We start from the raw sequence: 20,894 nt of genomic DNA on the forward strand, positions 1-20,894 counted from the left end.
AACCAAGACAATGTCGCGGCAATCGCCGGCATCGGGTTCCGAAGCATCAAGGCGCTGCACCGCTTGAACCTTCTTGATCCCATCAATGACTAAGGCCCGGCGCGAACCCACTGGCCCAAATCGGCGCCGCGATGGTCGCACGAAGCGACTTCTGAAGCTTGAACGCGATGCACCTCGCCTCCGTCTAACGGACAGGAGTTCTGTCCTGCTGCGGCAAGGTTGTTACGCGCTCGAGGTTGTCATGAAGCTTTCCATCTTTGTTGCCCTCGCTTTGGCTGCGCTAACCAGCGTCGCCCTCGCCGATGAGGACAAGGTCCGCGAGACCACAAAGGCCGAAGCCGACGCCTTCAATGCGCGGCTCTATGCGGGAGCGCCTGCGGACAAGGCCTATGCCTGCTTCGTCCGCCGCTACGATGCCGAGCATCTGGCGCGGCATCCCAAGCAGAAGGTCGCTTCCATGAAGCTGCTGATCTCGGCGGAAACCGACAAGGAGGACAAGCAGCTGCACAATTCCTTCCGCCTCGGTTTTCGCTATCGCCATCGCTCGGGCGACTTCGACTCCAGCGGCTCGTGCGGCAGTCATGCGGTGCTTCTCAGTCAGGGGGACGAGGTCCGCATGGGCTGCGGCGTCGACTGCGAGGGCGGCGGGATCGAGGTGGCGCTCTCCAAGGACAACAAGTCCGCGATCATCCGGCTCGAGCAGGTCAGGGTCTGGCAGAACAACAAGCCGGATGACGAGGCGGAGCGATCGCTGGTCGCCGGCGCCGACGACAAGATCTTCCGCCTCGACCGCACCGACACCAGCGAGTGCGCATTGCTCGTAACCGACCGCAAGGAACTCGCCGCGCTGCGCCACAAATGAACAAATGATATGTGTCCGGCAAAGTCTTGGTCGAGGGAGAGCGCCATGAATCGCCGGAACATGTTGTGGAGCGCCGTCTCCGCTTTGGGCGCGGCGTTTGGCGTCTCGCGTGCACGAGCCGCCACGGAGGCAAGCGCGGGCAACAAGCTCAAGGTGGCCTATCACCTCAGCGACGCCGAGAAGGTCAATTTCGTGCTCGGCAACATCCAGAACCACATCGACGGCGTCGGTGGTCCCGACCATGTCACGATCGCGCTGGTGATCCACGGACCGGCGCTGAAGGCGTTTCACGCGGCGCAGGCCAACCCCGACGTCAGCAAGCGTGTCGGTGACTTCTCCAAGGACGGCGTCGAGCTCGCCGCCTGCGGCAACACGATGAAGGCGCAAAACGTCTCACTGAAGGAGTTGTTGCCGGGCTTCGTCAGCGCGGAGAAAGGCGGCGTGGTCCGCCTCGCCGAGCTTCAAGCGCAGGGGTATTTGTACTTGCGGCCTTAGACGCGAATGAGATGCGCTCCCTCCCCCGCTTGCGGGGGAGGGCTGGGGAAAGGGTGTCTCCGCAGTGGGACTCCCCGAGAGGAGAGAACCCTCACCCGACGCCTCGCGCCGACCTCTCCCGCAAGCGGGAGAGGTAAGGGGAGTTTGTGGCCGCCCTTCCCGATTCATTCGCATCGCGCTTGACTCATCCATAACTTCCCGGTTATGAGTTGATCCATAACCTATGAGTTATGGATCTTGCATGTCCGCCACTCACGACCTCCTGTTCAGGACACTCGCCGATCCGACCCGGCGAGCGATCTTCGAACGGCTGTGCCGGGAGGGCGAGCAGACGGTCGGGGCACTGACGGCGCGGTCGGGCGTGTCCCAGCCGGCGGTCTCAAAGCATCTCGGCGCCTTGAAGCAGGCCGGCCTCGTGCGCGACCGCCATGAAGGACGCCAGACTCATTACAGCGCGCTGCCCGGTGCGCTCAATCTACTGATCGACTGGACCAGCCAGATGGCCGGCTTCTGGCAGAACCGGCTCGATGCGCTCGACGATCTCCTGAAGAGGATGGACCAATGAGTGAAACACGCTCCGTAATCGTTGAGCGCGAATTTGCCTTTCCGGCGGAGCGGCTGTGGCGCGCGCTGACGCAGCCGCATCTGATCGAGGAATGGCTGATGAAGAACGACTTCAAGCCGGTCGTCGGCCATCGCTTCAACCTGCGCGGCGAATGGGGCGGCGTGCTGGATTGCGAGGTGCTCACCATCGAGCCGCAGAAGACGCTCGCCTACACCTGGAATTTCTCGCATGAGGATGCGGCGTTCGACCTGAAAAGCGTCGTGACCTTCACGCTGACGCCGACCGGCGTCGGCACGCATCTGCGCGTCGAGCAAGCGGGCTTCAGCCCGACGCAGAAGCAGGCCTATGGCGGCGCGCATGCCGGCTGGAAGCAGTTTTTTGCCAAGCTCGATGAGTTGCTGGCGCGGACAGGCTAGCTCCGCCGGCGCCGATTCCGATCCATTTTAAAAGGAGGTCCCAATGAGCACGCAGATGTGGATTCGGCAGATTCATCGCTGGCTGTCGATGGCTTTCACGCTCGCCGTCATCGCGAACATCGTGGCGATGATCATGCAGGTCCCGGCCGTGTGGATCGGCTTCCTGGCGCTCATCCCACTCATTCCGTTGCTCGCGACCGGGTTATATCTGTTCGCGCGGCCCTATGTCAGCCGCAGCAACGCGTAACGAGGCGAGATGATGAAGAAGGCTGTGACGACGAAGAAGGCTGGAGCGAAGGAAGCGAATGGGGCTTCCCCCTCCAAGCTGATCGACGGCAGGATCAAGGAGCTCGGCGACTGGCGCGGTGAGATGCTGGGGCGGATCCGTGGCCTGATCAAGGAAGCCGACCCTGATGTCGTCGAGGAATGGAAATGGCGCGGCGTTCCCGTGTGGGAGCACGACGGCATCATCTGCACCGGCGAGACCTACAAGGAAGTGGTGAAGATGACCTTTGCCAAGGGCGCGGCGCTGGAGGATCCCGCGGGGCTATTCAACTCCAGCCTCGACGGCAACGTGCGCCGCGCGATCGATATTCGCGAGGGCGAGAAGATCAACGAGAAGGCGTTGAAGGCGCTGATCCGTGCGGCGGTGGAGTTGAATGCGTCCAAAGCCAAGAAGAAGCCGGCCAAGAACCGATCGACCTAGGTTGATGTAAATTCTTGGCGACGGCCAAAGCAACCGCCTGGTCCTTCGAGACGACCGCGCCGCGGTCTCCTCAGGATGAGGCTAATCGGCATCCGTGCCCGTTGAAAGTGCTGCCGCGCATTCCGTCCTCATCCTGAGGGCCCGCCAAAGGCGGGCGTCTCGAAGGATGAGCCGCGGGCTGGCTTCAACCTCTCCCGCTTGTGGGAGAGGTCGCGCCGAAGGCGCGGGTAAGGGCTCTCTCCTCTGGGGGAGTCCCACTGCGGAGATACCCTCTCCCCAGCCCTCCCCCCGCAAGCGTAGGGCTATCGCATATGCATTTCGCGGGGACCACCCGCGAGTTTGCTCCGCCTCTCCCGCTTGCGGGAGAGGCCGACGCGTCCCGGGCGATGCGAAGCATCGTCCCGAGCGCGGCGGGTGAGGGCTCTCACCGCACCGGGATCGCCTCCGCAATTCTCGACAATCCCGACGCGGAGGCACCCCCACCCCAGCCCTCCCCCGCAAGCGGGAGAGGGAGCCCACTGCCGATGCCGAAGCATTATTCACGCCATATGCGATAGCCCTACCCGCAAGCGGGGGAGGGAGCGCATCTGCCTCGCGGTAATCACAAGGGCCAGTTTCATCGTGCTCTAGGAGCTAGCGGCTGGCCTCCTTACGCCACTGCCGCCGGGATCGGGCGCGGGCTTACGACGTATTCGCGCAGGACCTTGTCGTTGGCGTCGACCTCGATCAACGAGACGTCGTAGGTCCAGAGATCGGCCAGGTGCTGAAGCACGCGCTTGGCGTCGGTCTCGTTGAGCTGCGAGCCCTTGATGACGTGGTGATGCAAGATCAGCCGGCGGTCGCCGGAGAGATCGACATCGACCACCTCGATATTGGCGTCGATGAAGCCGACGTCATGCTGCCGGGCCAGCTCGCGGCGGACGCGGCGGAAGCCGCGTTCGTCGTGGATGGCGTCGACCCGGATTCCCGCGCGCTCCTCGGGATCGTCATGCAGGTGGAACATGCGGAAGTGCCGCATCAGCCTGGGGCTTAGGAACTGGCCGATAAAACTTTCATCGCGGTAATTGGCCCAGACGTCGCGCAGCACGCCCATCACGTCGCCCCTGCCGGCAATGTCCGGGAACCATTCGCGGTCCTCGTCTTCCGGTTTGGTGACGATGCGCTCGATGTCCTGCATCACGGCAAAACCGAGCGCATAGGGATTGAAGCCGGAGAAGCGTGGATCGTCGAACTCGGGCTGGAACACCACGTTGGTGTGCGATCCCAGGAATTCGAGGAAGTTGCCGTCGGTGATGCGGCCTCGCTCGTGCAGCATGGTCATGATGCGGTAGTGGACGTAGGTCGCCGTCCCCTCGTTCATGACCTTGGTCTGGCTCTGCGGATAGAAATATTGCGCGATGTGGCGCACGATGCGCAGCAGCTCGCGCTGCCAGGGCGCCAGCCGCGGCGCGCTCTTCTCCAGGAAATAGAGCAAATTCTCCTGCGGCAGGCCGAGCAGCTTGCGGCGACGTTCGATGCTGAGCGCGGACCGGCTCTTGGCGGCGCCCTTCGGGACTGTACGCCAGAGGTCGTTGAAGACCTCCTCCTCATGCTGGCGGCGCCGCCCTGCCCGCTTCTCTTCGGCGCGCAAATCGAGCTTCTTCTTGCCGGGATAGCGGTCGATGCCGTGCGACATCAGCGCGTGTGCAGCGTCGAGCGTGCGCTCGACCTCGATGCGGCCGTAGCGCTCTTCGCAGCTCGCGACATAATTCTTGGCGAAGTCGAGATAATCCAGGATGCCGTCGGCATCGGTCCACTGCTTGAACAGATAGTTGTTCTTGAAGAAGTGGTTGTGGCCGAAGGCGGCATGCGCGATCACCAGCGTCTGCATCGTCGCCGTGTTCTCCTCCATGAGGTAGGAGATGCAGGGCGAGGAGTTGATCACGATCTCATAGGCAAGGCCCATCAGTCCCTTGCGATAGGACGCCTCGTGAAACGCAAAATGCTTGCCGAACGACCAGTGCTTGTAGAACAAGGGCATGCCGACCGACGAGTACGCGTCCAGCATCTGCTCGGCGGTGATGACCTCGATCTGGTTCGGATAGACGTCGAGACCGAGATCCTTCAACGCGATCTCCTCGCAGGCATCGGTGATGCGCTGCAAGGTGCGAAAATCCCAATCCGCGCCTTCGAACAAGCGTTCCGTCATGGAGCGGCCTTCTCCTGGCTGGTTTCGCGGCGCTGGAACAGGTCGTGGAACACCGGAAAGATCTCGCTGCGCTCCGAGACCTTGCGCATCGAGAGCGGTGCGCCGCTGCTGCGCAGGCGCTCATAGAGGGTCCAGAGCGAGGAGTCGGAAAGATCGAAGGCGCTGCCGCCGGACTCGCCGACCTCGAGATAGGCAAAGAACTGGCAGACCGGCAGGATCTTGTCGGTCAGCAGCAGGCCCGTGAGCTCGCCGTCGGAATAGGAATTGTCGCCGTCGGAGGCTTGCGCGGCGTAGATGTTCCAGTCCGCCGGATTGAAGCGCTCGCGCACGATCTCGTGCATCGCCTGGAGCGCGCTGGACACCAGCGTGCCGCCCGAGGCCGGGCCGTAGAAGAAGGTCTGCTCGTCGACCTCCTCGGCGCGGTCGGTGTGGCGGATGAAGACGATCTCGACATGCTTGTAGCGGCGCTTCAGGAACACGTAGAGCAGCATGTAGAAGCGCTTGGCCAGATCCTTCATGTGCTCGGACATCGAGCCCGAGACGTCCATCAGGCAGAACATCACGGCCTGCGCCACCGGCCGCGGCACGGTCTCGAAGCGGCGATAGCGGATGTCGAGCGGGTCGATGAACGGGATGCGCTTGGATTTCGCCTTGAGCTTTTCGAGCTTGGCCAGCAGCTCGGCGCGCACGTCCTCGTCGGTGCAGGCGGCAATCTCGGCTTCCAGCTCATCGATCTCGCTCTTGCGGGGACGGCGGAGCGCGATGCGGCGGGCGAGCGCGAGCTGCACCGTCCGGCTCACCGAGATGTTGGCGGGCGAACCCGAGGTGGTGTAGCCGGCGCGCTGGATTCCCTCGCTCTCGGTCTGCGCGATCTTGCGCTTGGCAAGATCCGGCAGCTCGAGGTCGTCGAGGAAGAGGTCGACGAATTCGTCGCGGCTCAGCACGAAGCGGAACGCGTCCTCGCTGTCGCCCTCGCCGGGACCGGAATCCTTGGCGCTGCCCTGGCCGGAGCGCTGGAGATAGTCGCCCTCGATGAACTTCTTGTTTCCGGGCAGCACCATGTCGCGCGTGCCGCCCTCGCGGCGGAAACGCGGCTCGTGCATGCCGTCGAGCGGGATCGTGACCTCACCACCCTCCAGGACATCCTTGATGTCGCGTTCCTGCGAGGTCTTCTTGACGGCGCCCTGCACCAGGGATTTGGCCCGACGCAAGAACCGCTGCCGGTTCTCAAGACTCTTGCCGCCTGGATTCAGGCGCCTGTCAATAATGTGAATGGCCACTGTCCCATCCGCCTTAACCGGCCTGCTTCACGCGCATGTACCATTCGACGAGCCGGCGAACCTGACGCTCGGTGTAGCCGCGCTCCACCATGCGTGCGACGAACTCGCCGTGCTTCTTCTCCGTCTCGCCGTCCTTCTTCGACCCGAAGGAGATGACCGGAAGCAGGTCCTCGACCTGGGAGAATATCCGCTTTTCGATCACGTCGCGAATCTTCTCGTAGGAGGTCCAGGTCGGATTCTTGCCAGCGTTCTGGGCCCGCGAGCGTAACGAGAATTTGACGACCTCGTTGCGGAAGTCCTTCGGGTTGGCAATGCCCGCCGGTTTCTCGATTTTCGTCAGTTCCTGGTTCAACAACTCGCGATCCAGCAGCTGGCCGGTGTCGGGATCCTTGAAGTCCTGATCCTCGATCCAAGCGTCGGCATAGTCGACGTAGCGGTCGAACAGATTCTGGCCGTAATCGGAGTAGGATTCGAGATAGGCCTTCTGGATCTCGTTGCCGATGAACTCGGCATAGCGCGGCGCGAGTTCCGCCTTGATGAATTCGAGATAACGTTTCTCGGTTTCCTCCGGAAGCTGCTCGCGGCGGATCGCCTGCTCCAGCGCGTACATCAGGTGCACGGCGTCGGCGGCGACCTCCTGCGGATCGTGGTTGAAGGTCGCGGCCAGAACCTTGAACGCGAAGCGGGTGGAGGCACCGTCCATGCCCTCGTCGACGCCGGCGGCATCGCGATATTCCTGGACGCTGCGCGCCTTCGGATCGGACTCTTTCAGGCTCTCGCCGTCATAGACCCGCATCTTGCCGAACAGGGTGGAGTTCTCGTGCTTGCGCAGGCGCGACATCACCGAGAACCGCGCCAGCGTCTCCAGCGTCGAAGGCGCACAAGGAGCCGAGGCGAGCTCGGAACCCTGGATCAGCTTCTCGTAGATCTTCTGCTCTTCGGTGACCCTGAGGCAGTACGGCACCTTGATGACGCAGATGCGGTCGATGAACGCCTCGTTGTTCTTGTTGGCCTTGAAGCTCGACCACTCGGCTTCGTTGGAGTGCGCGAGGATGATGCCGGTGAAGGGGATCGCGCCGATATTCTCGGTGCCGATGTAGTTGCCTTCCTGCGTCGCGGTCAGCAACGGATGCAGCATCTTGATCGGCGCCTTGAACATCTCGACGAATTCGAGGATGCCCTGGTTGGCGCGGTTGAGGCCGCCGGAATAGCTGTAGGCGTCGGGATCGTTCTGCGCGTAGGTCTCGAGCTTGCGGATGTCGACCTTGCCGACCAGCGAGGAGATGTCCTGATTGTTCTCATCACCGGGCTCGGTCTTGGCGACCGCGATCTGGCGCAGCCGCGACGGCTGGATCTTGGCAACGCGGAATTGCGAGATGTCGCCGCCGAAGGATTCCAGCCGCTTGTAGCACCACGGGCTCATCAGGCCGGTGAGGCGGCGGCGCGGAATGCCGTACTTCTCCTCCAGCATCGGCCCGAGCTGATCGGGATCGAACAGGCTGAGCGGGCTCTCGAACACGGGCGAGAGCTCGTCGCCGGCCTTCAGCACGTAGATCGGTTGCACTTCCATCAGCGACTTCAACCGCTCGGCGAGCGATGATTTACCGCCACCGACCGGACCGAGCAAATAGAGGATCTGCTTGCGCTCTTCGAGGCCTTGCGCCGCGTGACGGAAGAAGCCGACGATGCGCTCGATGGTTTCTTCCATGCCGTAGAAGCCGGCGAAGGCCGGATAGGTGCGGATCGTGCGGTTCAAAAAAATGCGGCCAAGGCGTGGGTCCTTGGCCGTGTCAATCGTCTGAGGCTCACCGATCGCCGCTAGTAGTCGTTCGGCCGCATTCGCGTATTTCATGGGATCGCTTCGACACGATTCCAGATATTCCGCCATCGACATGTCGTGCTGGCTTCTCGCCTCGAACGACCGAGCGAAAGCGTTGAATAGAGAATCGTTGTACATGATCCCTCTCCGCGTGAGTTCCGCTACAAGCTGAAACGAAAGCAGTTACCGGACCGTTCCTCAGGCCGTTTCGAATCAGCGTGAGCACATGACGATCATTGGACACCCGGGTGACGACTCGACGCAATGCACAACGTAGGCACTCGTTGAGTTACGAACAGGCACATGCCTGTAATTTGAGCGAATCTACATCCATATTGGCTCATTTCCAGGAAATGTCACTTGGTCGCAACATCCGGGCATTACCGGGGATTGGACCATCCGGCGCTGCAGCATAGCGATCTGCCAGCGGCGATCTTATGACGCTTGTAGGGCGAAGCCTTGAGCGCCGCGTTCATCTCCTGCTGCAATGCAGTGCATGGACCGTCGGCTGCGTGCACCGTCGCGGCAAGCGCATCAGTATACCAAAATCGGCCGCAAGGCCGGCGTCGGCGTCAGCACGATCATCTTGTGGTCGCGACATTCTTCAGCAGAGATCTCTGCAATCAAATCCGACGGCAGAAATTCATTGCCGATGCGGAGGACTGTCAGTGACAGCGAGCACCACCATGCTGTGCGTGCATGCTTCCCCCCGCATGGCCGTTCGCGACAAATCCACCGACGCCCCGGAATCTGTCGATCGCACGCCACACAACCCTGACCGGCGAGACGAGCCGGCTGACATTACGCAACTAAACCGCCGGCCCCCAGCCAACGCCCTTTACGCAACACACCTACGGCCGCCTGGATCGCCATGATCGCGACGGAGTTACGCCCGAGGGTATGACGCTTATCCTCTTGATTGGTTCCCTCCCGGGAGCATGTAGGCTAGAGGATAGCGCGTCAGGACCGGCGCGGAACCCCCTCGCCCGTAGGCTTGGAGATAAATAAACATCATGAATCCCGTCAAAGAACTGGAAAAGCACGGACAAGCCGTCTGGCTGGACTTCCTGGCCCGTGGCTTCATCGCCAAGGGCGACCTGAAGCGACTGATCGACACCGACGGCGTCAAGGGCGTCACCTCCAATCCCTCGATTTTCGAGAAGGCGATCGGCAGCTCCGACGAATATGACGCCTCGATCGGCAAGGCGCTGAAGCGCGGCGACCGGACCGTGGCCGACCTGTTCGAGGCCGTCGCGGTCGAGGACATCCAGAACGCCGCCGACGTGCTGCGCCCGGTCTACGACCGGCTCGAGGGAGGCGACGGCTATGTCAGCCTGGAGGTCTCGCCCTATCTGGCGATGGATACGGCCGGCACGGTCGCCGAGGCGCGACGGCTCTGGAAGGACGTCGATCGCAAGAACCTGATGGTGAAGGTACCTGCGACGCCGGAGGGCCTGCCAGCGATCGAACAGCTCATTGGCGACGGGATCAGCATCAACATCACGCTGCTGTTCTCCAAGGAGGTCTATCTTGATGTCGCCGAGGCCTACCTCGCCGGCCTGGAAAAATACGTCGCGGGCGGCGGCGATCCGTCGCATGTGGCGAGCGTCGCGAGCTTCTTCGTCAGCCGGATCGACACCTTGGTCGACAAGCAGCTCGACGAGAAGATCGCCCGCGCCAACGACCCCAGCGAAAAGGAGCGCCTCGCAGCGCTGAAGGGCAAGGTCGCGATCGCCAATGCCAAGCTCGCCTATCAGGACTACAAGCGCCTGTTCTCCGGCCCGCGCTGGGAGAAGCTCGCCGCCAAGGGCGCCAAGCCGCAGCGCATGCTGTGGGCGTCTACTGGCACCAAGAACAAGGACTACAGCGACGTCCTCTATGTCGAGGAGCTGATCGGCCCCGCCACCATCAACACGATGCCGCCGGCGACGCTGGAGGCGTTCCGCGACCATGGCAAGCTGCGCGACACCCTGGAGGAGAATGTCGACGACGCAAGGCGCGTGCTGGAGGAGCTGGAACGCTCCGGCATCTCGCTCGATGCCATCACAGAGGAACTCGTCAAGGACGGCGTCAAGCTGTTCGCCGACGCCGCCGACAAGCTCTATGGCGCCGTCGCCCATAAGCGCGCCGTGGTGCTCGGGCCCGCACTCGACCGCCAGCTCCTCTCGCTCGGTGATGGGCTCGGCAAGGCCGTGGCCAAGAGCACCGAGGAATGGCGCGCATCCGCCAAGATCCGCAGGCTATGGCAGCGCGACAAGTCGGTCTGGACCGGCACCGATGAGGACAAATGGCTCGGTTGGCTCGACAGCGCGGCCAAGGCCGACATCGCCGACTACGAGGACTATGCGGGCCGCGTGAAGGGCCAGCAATTCTCGGACGCCGTCGTGCTCGGCATGGGCGGATCGAGCCTCGGGCCGGAGGTGCTGGCCGAGACCTTTGGGAAAAAGCCCGGCTTCCCGAAACTGCATGTGCTGGATTCCACCGATCCGGCGGAGGTGCGGGCGATGGAGGCGAAGATCGACATCGCCAACACCGTCTTCATCGTCTCCAGCAAGTCCGGCGGCACCACCGAGCCGAACGCGATGAAGGACTATTTCCATGAGCAGGTTGCCAAGGCGGTCGGACCGAAGGTGAAGACCGGCCATCGCTTCATCGCGGTGACCGATCCCGGCTCGTCGCTGGAGAAGGCGGCGAAGAAGCTGAACTACGCCCGCATCTTCCACGGCGAGCCCACGATCGGCGGCCGCTATTCGGTGCTCTCGCCGTTCGGCCTGGTGCCGGCGGCAACCGCGGGCATCGACGTCAAAACCTTCGTCAAGCATACGCTCGCGATGGCCCGCTCCTGCGGGCCGGACGTGCCGCCATCCGAGAACCCGGGCGTGCAGCTCGGCCTTGCCATGGGCCTCGCCGGCCTCGAAGGCCGCGACAAGGTGACGATCCTGTCATCGAAGAAGATCGCCGATTTCGGCGCCTGGGCCGAGCAGCTCATCGCGGAATCGACCGGCAAGGAGGGCAAGGGCCTGATCCCGATCGAGGGCGAGCCGCTGGGCGAACCCGCAATTTACGGCAACGACCGGTTCTTCATCGACATCCGCATCGACGGCGAGGCGGACGCCGCCCATGATTCCAAGCTTGCCGCGATCGAGGCAGCCGGCCATCCCGTGGTGCGCATCGTCATGAAGTCGATCGACCATCTCGGCCAGGAGTTCTTCCGCTTCGAGATGGCGACGGCCGTGGCCGGCAGCATTCTCGGCATCAACCCGTTCGACCAGCCGGACGTGGAAGCGGCCAAGATCAAGACCCGCGAGCTCACTTCAGAGTTCGAGAAGACCGGCGCGCTGCCGGCCGAGGAGCCGGTGGTCAGCACCGATGAAGCCGATCTCTACACCGATGAGGCTAACGCCACGGCGCTGCGTGCCGCCGGCGCAAATGGCGATCTCTCCTCCTGGCTGAAGGCGCATCTGTCGCGCTCGGGCCATGGCGATTATGTCGCCCTGCTCGGCTACATCGCGCGGGACAAGGCGACCATCGACGCACTCCAGACCATGCGGCTCGAAGTGCGCGAGAAGCGGCATGTCGCGACCTGCGCCGAGTTCGGACCGCGCTTCCTGCACTCCACCGGTCAGGCCTACAAGGGCGGACCGGACAGCGGCGTGTTCCTCCAGATCACGGCAGACGATGCCAAGGATCTACCGGTGCCGGGCCAGAAGGCGAGTTTTGGTGTGATCAAGGCAGCCCAGGCGCGCGGCGATTTCGACGTGCTTACCGAACGCGGCCGGCGCGCGCTGCGCGTCCACCTCAAGGGCGGGCTCAAGAAAGGTCTCGTGGCGCTCAATGCGGCGCTTAACGATGCACTGAACTAAAGGAAGCTCTCACATGCAACTCGGCATGATCGGCCTCGGCCGGATGGGCGGCAACATCGTTCGCCGCCTGATGCGTCACGGCCATTCGACCGTGGTCTACGACAAGGACGCCAAGGCCGTCGCCGGCCTGGCCGCAGACGGCGCAGTCGGTTCCGCGACGCTCCAGGAATTCATCTCGAAACTGGAGCGGCCGCGCACGGCCTGGGTGATGCTGCCGGCGGGGCGCATCACCGAGACCACGATCGACACGATCGCGGGCGTGATGCAGGCCGGCGACGTCATCATCGACGGCGGCAACACCTTCTGGCAGGACGACGTCCGCCGCGGCAAGGCGCTGAAGGAGCGCGGCATCCACTATGTCGACGTCGGCACGTCAGGCGGCGTCTGGGGGCTCGACCGCGGCTATTGCATGATGATCGGCGGCGAGAAACCGGTGGTCGACCGGCTCGATCCGATCTTCGCCGCGCTCGCGCCCGGTACCGGCGACATTCCGCGCACGCCGGGGCGCGATGGCCGCGATCCCCGCATCGAGCAGGGCTACATCCATGCAGGCCCCGTCGGGGCCGGCCATTTCGTCAAGATGATCCATAACGGCATCGAATACGGCCTGATGCAGGCCTATGCCGAAGGTTTTGACATCCTCAAGAACGCCAATATCGAGGCGCTGCCGGCGGACCATCGCTACGATTTCGATCTCGCCGACATTGCCGAGGTGTGGCGGCGCGGCAGCGTGATCCCGTCCTGGCTGCTCGACCTCACCTCGACGGCGCTCGCCGACAGCCCGGCACTGTCGGAATATTCCGGCTTCGTCGAGGATTCCGGCGAAGGACGCTGGACCGTGAATGCGGCGATCGACGAGGCGGTGCCCGCCGAGGTCCTGACCGCGGCACTCTACACACGTTTCCGTTCCCGCAAGGAACACACCTTTGCCGAGAAAATTCTCTCCGCGATGCGCGCAGGGTTCGGCGGCCACAAGGAGCCCAAGCAGCCCGGCGCGCCGAAGCCGAAGTAAAACCTACTCAAGCGAAGGCCACAATTCGTGACAAAAGACCCGCAGCCAAAGCGCAAGCCGGAAAATTGCGCCTTCGTCATCTTTGGCGTGACCGGCGACCTGACCCATCGGCTGGTGATGCCATCGCTCTACAATCTCGCCGCCGAAGACCTTTTGCCGGAGAAATTCTGCGTCGTCGGCGTGGGCCGCAAGGCTCAGTCGGATGGCGAGCTGCGTGACAGCCTGATGAAGGGCCTGCGCGAGTTTGCAACCCGCCCGGTCGACGACGACGTCGCAAAACAGCTGCTGCAATGCGTGACTTTCGTCGAGGCCGATGCGAAGGATCCGCCCTCCTTCGATCGCTTGGGCGAGCATCTGGATTCGCTGGAATGCGCGCGAGGCACCGGCGGCAACCGGCTGTTCTACCTCGCGACCCCGCCCGCGGCTTTCGCGCCGACGGCGCGCGAGCTCGGACGCACCGGCTTGACGAAGCAGAACGGCGCCTGGCGGCGGCTGGTGATCGAGAAGCCGTTCGGCACGGACCTCGCCTCGGCGCGCGCGCTGAATGCCGAGCTGCTGAAGATCATGGACGAGCACCAGATCTATCGGATCGATCATTATCTCGGCAAGGAAACGGTGCAGAACATCCTGGTTCTGCGCTTCGCCAACGGCATGTTCGAGCCGATCTGGAATCGCAACCATATCGACCACGTCCAGATCACGGTGGAGGAGAAGCTCGGCGTCGGCCACCGCGGGGGCTTCTACGATGCCACTGGTGCGCTTCGCGACATGGTGCCGAACCATCTGTTCCAGCTGATGTCGCTGGTCGCGATGGAGCCGCCGAGCCGTTTCGACGCGCATTCGGTCCGCTCCGAGAAGGCCGAAGTGCTCACCGCGATCCAGCGGCCGAGCGAAGAAGAAGCGCTGAAGAGCTCGGTGCGCGCGCAGTATCTCGCGGGTCGCATCGGCGACGAGGAGATTCCGGACTATCGCACCACGGCGGACGTCAAGCCCGGCAGCACCACCGAGACCTTTGTCGCGCTGAAGCTGATGATCGACAATTGGCGCTGGGCCGGCGTGCCCTTCTATTTGCGCACCGGCAAGGCGCTGGGCCACAAGCGCACGGAGGTCGCGATCAAGTTCAAGCAGGCGCCGCTGTCGATGTTCTCAGGCACGACAGTCGACCGCCTGTCGCAGAACTTCCTCACCATCGGCATCGCGCCGACCGAGACCATCGAGCTCCAGTTCAACGCCAAGATCCCGGGACCGAGCGTCACCATCGACGGCGTCGAAATGAAGTTCCGCTATGGTGACTATTTCCGCGCCGATCCCTCGACCGGCTACGAGACGCTGCTCTACGACTGCATGATCGGCGACAACATCCTGTTCCAGCGCGCCGACGGTATCGAGGCCGGATGGCAGGCGGTGCAGCCGTTCCTGGACGCCTGGAAAAGTGCGGGCACCAACGGCATCGAGACCTATCAAGCCGGCAGCGACGGCCCGGCCTGCGCGGACGAACTGCTCCGGCGCGACGGACGAAGCTGGCGGAAGTACTCGTGATGGCGGCCGAGCAGCCGAAGCTGATCGTCGCGGCCGACGCCGAGGCGCTGGCGCAGACCGCGGCCGAACGGGTGATGGCGCGGATCGCCGCCAACCCCTCGCGCATCGCAATCTGCCTCACCGGCGGCTCCAGCCCGAAGAAGCTCTATCAATTGCTCGGCAGCGATGCCTGGCGTGAAAAAATTCCGTGGGAGCGCGTGCACTGGTTCATCGGCGACGAGCGTTTCGTGCCGGAAAGCGATCCCCTCAACAACATGGCAGTGGCCCGCGCGACATTTCTTGATCGCAGTGCCCCCTCGGGCCATATCCACCCGATCCCGACCACGACCGAAAATCCCGATCGCGCCGCCGAGGCCTATGCGCGCGAGCTGCAAGCCTTCTACGGCGCGGACCGGCTCGATCCGGCGCGGCCGCTGTTCGACATGGTCCTGATGGGCGCGGGGCCGGACGGCCACACCGCTTCGCTGTTTCCCGGCTATCCCGAAATCGAGGAGACCGAGCGCTGGGTCACCGGGGTGCCCAAAGCCAATGTCGCGCCTTTCGTGCCGCGGGTCTCGCTCACCTTGCCCGTTCTGGCATCCTGCCGCGAAATGCTGTTCGAGATTGCCGGGCACGACAAGCAGGCGATCTTGACGCGCCTCCTCAATGGCGAGACTCTGCCGGCGTTACGCGCGCGCTCGAATCGTGAGACCGTCTGGCTGGTCGACCAGGCCGCGCTTCCGGAGGGAATTCGTGGCGGGCGTTGAAGCACCTTGTGCATTGATCGTGATGGGCGTGTCTGGCTCGGGCAAGAGCACGATCGCGGAAGCGCTCGGCCAGCGCCTTGGCTGGCGCTTCGAGGACGGCGACAGCTTTCATCCCGCCAGCAATGTCGAGAAGATGAAGGCGGGCCATCCGCTCACCGACGAAGACCGCTGGCCCTGGCTCAACGCCATCGCCGACGAGATCGCACGGGTCTGCGGGCGCGGCGAGCACGTCATCATCGCCTGCTCGGCGCTGAAACACGCCTATCGTGACGTGCTGCTGCGTGGTCGCGACGACGTCCGCTTCGTCTTCCTGAAGGGCACCAAGGAGCTGATCGCCGAGCGGCTCGCGCACCGCAAGGGCCATTTCATGCCGCCCGAGCTGCTGACCAGCCAGTTCAACACGCTGGAGCCGCCGGAAGCCGGCGAGCACGCCATCACCGTCTCGATCGACGAATCCGTCGAGGCGATCGTGGACGGCGTGGTGCGGCAATTGAGGTTGGGTGGGGCCAGGCGCTGAGGCCAGGAAGCTGAACCTTCAAGAAACCTGAACCTTAAGGTCATGCCATGACGAAGATCTCACTGGTCGTCTCCGACGTCGACGGCACGCTGCTGACCAAGGACAAGACGCTGACGGAGCATGCGAGGTCTGCCGTGCAGCGGCTGCACCAGGCGGGCATCGGCTTCACCATCACCTCCAGCCGGCCCGCGATCGGCATGCGCTTCCTGATCGAACCGTTGGCTCTCTGGCTGCCGGTCGGGCCGTTCAACGGCTCCTCGATCGTCGATCCCGAGATGAGGCCGGTCGAGCAGCACCTCATCCCGGCGGGCGCGGCCGAGCGGTCGTTGCGAATCCTGCGCGAATTCGGCGCCGACGCGTGGCTCTTCACCACCGACAAATGGCTGATCGACAATCCCGAGGGCAGCTATGTCGCGCATGAGCAGCGCACGATCCGCGCCGATCCGACCATCGTGACGGATTTTTCGCCGTACCTTGCGAGCGCCTGTAAGATCGTCGGCGCCAGTGCCGATGCCGCCGGTCTCGAGCGTTGCGAGAAGGCGATGCAGGAGGCGCTCGGCAGCGAGGCCACCGCGGTGCGCTCGCAAACCTACTATCTCGACATCACCCCGCCCGGATTCAACAAGGGCACCTTCGTGCAGGCCATGGCCAAGCGCGTGGGCATTGCGACCGAGGCCGTCGCCACCATCGGCGACATGCAGAACGACCTCGCGATGTTCCGTGTCAGCGGCGTCTCGATTGCCATGGGCAATGCCACCGACAACGTCAAGGACCACGCCACCCACGTCACCGCGACCAACGAGCAGAATGGCTTTGCCGAGGCGATGGAGATGATCTTGAAGCTGAACGGGGTTGGTTAAGGGGGCTGCCGCTCGTTCACCTCTCCCGCTTGCGGGAGAGGTCGCCGCGTAGCGGCGGGTGAGGGCTTTCTCCTCTTGGGGATTGTCCCATTGTGGAAGCACCCTCTCCCCAACCCTCTCCCGCAAGCGGGAGAGGGGGCGCACCTCCGCCCTGGCAGCGATCAAGCCGCATTTCACCGCACTTGGCACTGTTACGCGCTCACCTTACTGCGACCGCTGCACGGCCGGCTTCTCGCTCTCCCGTCTGGCCGCCGACAGATTATGCGCGGTGTTGATCAGCGCGATGTGGGTCAGCGCCTGCGGGAAGTTGCCGGTCTGGCGCCGCGCCACGGAATCGTATTCCTCCGCCAGCAGCCCGACATCGTTCGCAATCCGCACCACGCGATCGAACAAGACTTGCGCCTTGTCGAGATTGCCCGACAGCACATGAGCATCAGCCAGCCATAGGCTACAGGCCAGGAAGGCGCCTTCGAGCGGCGGCTGACCCGCAGGCAGCTCGCGCGGATCGTGCCGCAGCACGAAGCCATCGCGCATCAGGCACTTCTCGACAGCAGCGATGGTGCCGCAGATGCGCGGATCGGCCGCCGGCAGGAAACCGACCGCCGGCAGCAGTAGCACGCTGGCATCGAGCAGCTTCGTGCCGTAGGACTCGACGAACGTGTTTTGGTCGGCGTCGAAACCGTTGTTGCAGACGTCGCGATGAATGGCCTCGCGCAAGGCCTGCCAGTGCAGCACCGGCGCCTTGAAGCCAAACGTCTCCGCACTCTTGATGCCGCGATCGAAGGCGACCCAGGTCATGACTTTGGAGAAGACGTAGTGTTTGGGCTGGCCGCGGCGCTCCCAGATGCCGTGATCGGGCCGGTCCCAGACCTCGGCGAGATGATTGAGCACTGCGCATTCCAGCGCCCAGCTCTGCTCGTCGAGCTTGAGCTTCACCATGCGCGACTGGTGGAAAACGTCAATCAGCTCGCCATAGACGTCGAGCTGAAGCTGCGCATGCGCGGCATTGCCGACGCGCACCGGCCGGGCGCCCTCATAGCCGTCGAGCCAGCCCGCCTCCCATTCCAAGAGTCGCCGATGGCCCCAGATGCCGTACATGATCTGCATGTTCGAGGGCGAGCCGGCGGCGGCGCGCAAGAGCCAATTGTGCCAGGCCAAGGCTTCGTCGGTATAGCCCGAGTTCATCAGCGCAAGCAGCGTGAAGGTGGCATCGCGCAGCCAGCAGAAGCGATAGTCCCAGTTCCTGCTGCCCCCGAGCTTTTCCGGCAATGAGGTGGTGGGTGCCGCCACGATGCCGCCGGTGGGGGCGAAGGTCAGCGCTTTCAGCGTGATCAGCGAGCGTACGATGAGATCGTGATAGCCGCCGTCGCGGGTGCAATGGCTGCACCAGTCGTGCCAGAATCTTTCGGTCTCCTGTAGCGCGATCTCCGGGTCGATCGGCGCCGGCGGCTCGATATGCGAGGGCCCGTAGGTCAGCACGAAGGGTATGGTCTGGCCGGCCGTCACCTCGAAGTCGGAAACCGTGGTCAGATCCTCGCCGCGGGTCTCGACAGGCGTGCGCAGCACAATCATGTCCGGGCCGGCGATTGCCATCAGAGAATGGTCGATCCGCCGCACCCAGGGAATATCGGCGCCGAAGCCGAAGCGGATGACGAGCTGCATCCGCATCTTCACCGCGCCGCTGATACCGCGGACGAGCCTCACGATGTCGGATGCCTTGCCGCGTGGCGGCATGAAGTCGATCAGCGCGACGGTGCCGCTCTTCGTCTCGATGCGGGTTTCGAGGATGAGTGAATGACCAAGATAACGGCGCGACGTAGCCGTGACATCCTCGCTGGGTGCGATCAGCCAGCGGCCGTTCTTGTGCGTGCCGAGGATCGCGGCAAAGCAGGCGTCGGAATCGAAGGCCGGCCAGCACAGCCAGTCGATCGAGCCGTTGCGCCCGACCAGCGCCGCGGTCTCGCAGTCGCCTATCAGCGCATAGTCCTCGATCCTCTGAGACAATGTCGTTCGAGCCTGAGAAACCCCGGCTGTTCAACTCCCGCCGGTCAATGAACGTTCCCGCGTCGCGGCCTTCAAAGCCGCGAGATCGACCTTGGAGGCGATCTTGTCGAGTGTAACAGGAAGCCGCTGGCGCCAGTTCGGATGCTCGTCGATCGTGCCGGGGATGTTGGGCTGATCGATCACGCCGAGCAGATCCTCCAGCGACACCGCGAGCAGCCGCGACGGCGTGCGCGACAGGAAGGCGAGTACGGAATAGAGATCGTTGGCGTTGATGCCGTTCTGGCGCAAAATCTCGTCGAGCCTGCCGAGCGCGTCCCAGCGCGCCTGCTCGCTTTCGCCGGGATCGATCCCGAGCGAAAGCTTCATCTTGAGGTCGCTGAAGGAGCGCCAGCCGGCATAGGTCGACAGGTCGTGCGTATTCAGCGTGACGAGTGCGTTGGGCCGGTAGTGGTCGACATTGCGGAAGTGGCCGGCATCGTCGCGCTCGAACATCATGACGAGGTAGGACCAGATGCCGAAATCCTGCATGGTCTCGCGGAAGCCTTCCGGCACGGTGCCGAGGTCCTCGCCGATCACGATGCATTTATGAGCCGCACTCTCGCACGCCACCGCCGCCAGCAGCGCCTCGAACGGCATCTGCACATAGGCACCGTTGTCGGGCTTGAAACCGCGCGGCACCAGATAAAGTCGCTTCAAGCCAAGCACGTGATCGAGCCTGATGGCACCTGCATGGCGCATCGAGGCCGCGAGCATGTCGGCGAACGGCACGAAGGATTGGGCCTCCAGGCCGCCGGCGTTGAAGCCGGCGAGGCCCCAGTCCTGGCCGACGGTATTGAGCACATCGGGCGGCGCGCCGACGGCGAGATGGCGCGAAATCGCCATCTGCTCGTTCCAGGCATCGAAGCCGTTGGATTGCACGCCGACGGCAACGTCGAGATAGAGCCCGACCGGCATGCCGAGCTGGCTGGCCAGCTCCTTGGCCGCATGCAACTGGCTGTCAGCCGTCCATTGCACGAATTCGACGAACTCGACATCGCGCTTGTCGGACCCATTGCGCAGCGCAGCGCATGTCGCATCGTCGGGCTTTTGCCATTCCACCGGCCATTCCCACCATGGCGCGGTGAAACGATGGCGCAGCACTTCGAAGCAGGCAAAGCGGGACAACAGCGGACCGCGGGCGGCGCGGAAGGCGTCAAACTCCCGGCGGCGTGCTTCGCTCGCGCTCGTCACGAAACTGTTGAAGGCAGCGCGCAGGCCCAGCCATTTCAACGCCGCCATGTCCGCGTATGGCACACGATCGCCCTCGCGCAGCCGTGCTGCGGTCGCGGCGGCATCCGGCACGAGGTCGGGCGCAAATTCCGGGATCGCCGCGACGTCGATATAGAGCGGATTGAGAAACAGCCGGCTGTTCGGCGAATAGGGGCTGCAATCGGCGGGGTGGTCATCGAACAGCACATGCAACGGATTGAGCCCAACGCCGTCGGCCCCCAATTGCTTGGCGAGCCGGACGAGATCGGCCAGGTCCGTGAAGTCACCGATACCCCAATTGCGGTTGGAGCGGACGCTGTAGAGCTGCACGGCAAGCAACCAGCCGCGGTCGAAATCGCCGCCGAAGGCGCGCTCGGGCGCCACGATCATCGGCACCTCTTCCGTCACACCTTCGGCATCGGTCAGCGTCAAACGGTGATAGCCGAGCGGCAGACCGGCCGGCCAGGCGATCACTGGCTCGCGCGTCTCGCCTTGCGCAATCGATTTGCCGTTTGCGGCCAATTTCCATTGCAGCGGTGGCGCACCGATGGCCGCCAATTCAGTCCGCGGATGCCCCAAGGCGCGCACCACCACCGGCCCGCCAACGAAGCGGTAAACCCGCTTCTCGGGCAGGGCGTCGAGGATGGATTTGAGGGCCACGGGGTCGGTGACCCGCAGCTTACCCAGGGCATCGATGAATTCGGACTGGACGCCCTTGATCCGGGCTTGAGTTATGAGATCCATTCGGCACGCAGCTTGCAGGCCACCCTTTTG

The 20,894-nt window shown here is 63.7% G+C and carries 17 protein-coding genes; 12 read left to right on the forward strand and 5 right to left on the reverse strand.

The window, feature by feature from the left end:
* Positions 1 to 241: 241 nt before the first annotated feature.
* From XH85_RS38835 to XH85_RS38860, 6 genes are all read left to right on the forward strand, one after another.
* Positions 242 to 862, forward strand: a complete 621-nt coding sequence (locus XH85_RS38835) for a hypothetical protein (protein ID WP_128936153.1) — start codon at positions 242 to 244, stop codon at positions 860 to 862.
* A gap of 45 nt (positions 863 to 907) precedes the next feature.
* Positions 908 to 1,357, forward strand: a complete 450-nt coding sequence (locus XH85_RS38840; RefSeq protein WP_128936154.1) for a DsrE family protein — start codon at positions 908 to 910, stop codon at positions 1,355 to 1,357.
* A 241-nt stretch (positions 1,358 to 1,598) separates the two neighbouring features.
* A complete protein-coding gene (locus XH85_RS38845) occupies positions 1,599 to 1,922 on the forward strand; it encodes an ArsR/SmtB family transcription factor (protein ID WP_128936155.1) in 324 nt (107 codons plus the stop codon).
* Positions 1,919 to 2,338: an SRPBCC family protein gene (locus XH85_RS38850; RefSeq protein ID WP_128936156.1), complete on the forward strand. Its 420-nt coding sequence runs from the start codon at positions 1,919 to 1,921 to the stop codon at positions 2,336 to 2,338. Before XH85_RS38845 ends, XH85_RS38850 begins: the two co-directional genes overlap by 4 nt.
* Positions 2,339 to 2,381: 43 nt before the next feature.
* A complete protein-coding gene (locus XH85_RS38855; RefSeq protein WP_164940447.1) occupies positions 2,382 to 2,585 on the forward strand; it encodes a hypothetical protein in 204 nt (67 codons plus the stop codon).
* 12 nt (positions 2,586 to 2,597) lie between these two features.
* On the forward strand, positions 2,598 to 3,044 hold the full coding sequence (locus tag XH85_RS38860; RefSeq protein WP_128937579.1) for a DUF1801 domain-containing protein: 447 nt from the start codon (positions 2,598 to 2,600) through the stop codon (positions 3,042 to 3,044).
* A 649-nt stretch (positions 3,045 to 3,693) separates the two neighbouring features.
* On the opposite strand, the gene XH85_RS38865 is transcribed toward XH85_RS38860, so the two are convergent.
* The 3 genes from XH85_RS38865 to XH85_RS38875 are packed head-to-tail and all read right to left on the reverse strand — an operon-like array spanning position 3,694 to position 8,469.
* Complete coding sequence (locus tag XH85_RS38865; RefSeq protein WP_128936157.1) at positions 3,694 to 5,232, reverse strand: SpoVR family protein; 1,539 nt, start codon at positions 5,230 to 5,232, stop codon at positions 3,694 to 3,696.
* On the reverse strand, positions 5,229 to 6,506 hold the full coding sequence (locus XH85_RS38870) for a YeaH/YhbH family protein (RefSeq protein ID WP_206732717.1): 1,278 nt from the start codon (positions 6,504 to 6,506) through the stop codon (positions 5,229 to 5,231). The genes XH85_RS38865 and XH85_RS38870 overlap by 4 nt, the downstream gene beginning before the upstream one ends.
* Positions 6,507 to 6,525: 19 nt before the next feature.
* Positions 6,526 to 8,469, reverse strand: a complete 1,944-nt coding sequence (locus tag XH85_RS38875) for a PrkA family serine protein kinase (protein WP_091879622.1) — start codon at positions 8,467 to 8,469, stop codon at positions 6,526 to 6,528.
* Positions 8,470 to 9,344: 875 nt separating this feature from the next.
* Between XH85_RS38875 and XH85_RS38885 the strand changes: the two genes are divergently transcribed.
* Genes XH85_RS38885 through XH85_RS38910 form a run of 6 tightly spaced genes read left to right on the forward strand, consistent with a single transcriptional unit; the run spans position 9,345 to position 16,868 of the window.
* Positions 9,345 to 12,194: a bifunctional transaldolase/phosoglucose isomerase gene (locus XH85_RS38885; protein ID WP_128936160.1), complete on the forward strand. Its 2,850-nt coding sequence runs from the start codon at positions 9,345 to 9,347 to the stop codon at positions 12,192 to 12,194.
* 13 nt (positions 12,195 to 12,207) lie between these two features.
* The gene (gnd, locus tag XH85_RS38890) at positions 12,208 to 13,206 is read left to right on the forward strand and encodes a phosphogluconate dehydrogenase (NAD(+)-dependent, decarboxylating) (protein WP_128936161.1); all 999 of its coding nucleotides are present in this window, start codon (positions 12,208 to 12,210) and stop codon (positions 13,204 to 13,206) included.
* 27 nt (positions 13,207 to 13,233) lie between these two features.
* Positions 13,234 to 14,745 (forward strand): glucose-6-phosphate dehydrogenase, encoded by a 1,512-nt coding sequence (gene zwf / locus XH85_RS38895; RefSeq protein ID WP_128936162.1) that lies wholly within the window; start codon positions 13,234 to 13,236, stop codon positions 14,743 to 14,745.
* A complete protein-coding gene (gene pgl, locus XH85_RS38900) occupies positions 14,742 to 15,491 on the forward strand; it encodes a 6-phosphogluconolactonase (RefSeq protein WP_164940160.1) in 750 nt (249 codons plus the stop codon). The genes zwf and pgl overlap by 4 nt, the downstream gene beginning before the upstream one ends.
* Positions 15,478 to 16,008, forward strand: coding sequence for a gluconokinase (locus tag XH85_RS38905; protein ID WP_128936164.1), 531 nt, complete (start codon positions 15,478 to 15,480; stop codon positions 16,006 to 16,008). The genes pgl and XH85_RS38905 overlap by 14 nt, the downstream gene beginning before the upstream one ends.
* A 47-nt stretch (positions 16,009 to 16,055) precedes the next feature.
* Positions 16,056 to 16,868: an HAD family hydrolase gene (locus XH85_RS38910; RefSeq protein WP_128936165.1), complete on the forward strand. Its 813-nt coding sequence runs from the start codon at positions 16,056 to 16,058 to the stop codon at positions 16,866 to 16,868.
* A gap of 204 nt (positions 16,869 to 17,072) precedes the next feature.
* On the opposite strand, the gene XH85_RS38915 is transcribed toward XH85_RS38910, so the two are convergent.
* Both XH85_RS38915 and malQ read right to left on the reverse strand, forming a co-directional pair.
* Complete coding sequence (locus tag XH85_RS38915; RefSeq protein WP_128936166.1) at positions 17,073 to 18,872, reverse strand: glycoside hydrolase family 15 protein; 1,800 nt, start codon at positions 18,870 to 18,872, stop codon at positions 17,073 to 17,075.
* A gap of 30 nt (positions 18,873 to 18,902) precedes the next feature.
* Entirely contained in the window at positions 18,903 to 20,864 is a 1,962-nt protein-coding gene (gene malQ / locus XH85_RS38920) for a 4-alpha-glucanotransferase (RefSeq protein ID WP_128936167.1), read from the reverse strand.
* Positions 20,865 to 20,894 lie beyond the last annotated feature (30 nt).

This window comes from Bradyrhizobium zhanjiangense, assembly GCF_004114935.1.
GTDB lineage: Bacteria > Pseudomonadota > Alphaproteobacteria > Rhizobiales > Xanthobacteraceae > Bradyrhizobium > Bradyrhizobium zhanjiangense.

Coding starts and splice junctions, on each gene's coding strand:
- XH85_RS38835 (WP_128936153.1), top strand. CDS start 242: ATGAAGCTTTCCATCTTTGTTGCCCTCGCTTTGGCTGCGCTAACCAGC.
- XH85_RS38840 (WP_128936154.1), top strand. CDS start 908: ATGAATCGCCGGAACATGTTGTGGAGCGCCGTCTCCGCTTTGGGCGCG.
- XH85_RS38845 (WP_128936155.1), top strand. CDS start 1,599: ATGTCCGCCACTCACGACCTCCTGTTCAGGACACTCGCCGATCCGACC.
- XH85_RS38850 (WP_128936156.1), top strand. CDS start 1,919: ATGAGTGAAACACGCTCCGTAATCGTTGAGCGCGAATTTGCCTTTCCG.
- XH85_RS38855 (WP_164940447.1), top strand. CDS start 2,382: ATGAGCACGCAGATGTGGATTCGGCAGATTCATCGCTGGCTGTCGATG.
- XH85_RS38860 (WP_128937579.1), top strand. CDS start 2,598: ATGAAGAAGGCTGTGACGACGAAGAAGGCTGGAGCGAAGGAAGCGAAT.
- XH85_RS38865 (WP_128936157.1), bottom strand. CDS start 5,232: ATGACGGAACGCTTGTTCGAAGGCGCGGATTGGGATTTTCGCACCTTG.
- XH85_RS38875 (WP_091879622.1), bottom strand. CDS start 8,469: ATGTACAACGATTCTCTATTCAACGCTTTCGCTCGGTCGTTCGAGGCG.
- XH85_RS38885 (WP_128936160.1), top strand. CDS start 9,345: ATGAATCCCGTCAAAGAACTGGAAAAGCACGGACAAGCCGTCTGGCTG.
- gnd (WP_128936161.1), top strand. CDS start 12,208: ATGCAACTCGGCATGATCGGCCTCGGCCGGATGGGCGGCAACATCGTT.
- XH85_RS38910 (WP_128936165.1), top strand. CDS start 16,056: ATGACGAAGATCTCACTGGTCGTCTCCGACGTCGACGGCACGCTGCTG.
- malQ (WP_128936167.1), bottom strand. CDS start 20,864: ATGGATCTCATAACTCAAGCCCGGATCAAGGGCGTCCAGTCCGAATTC.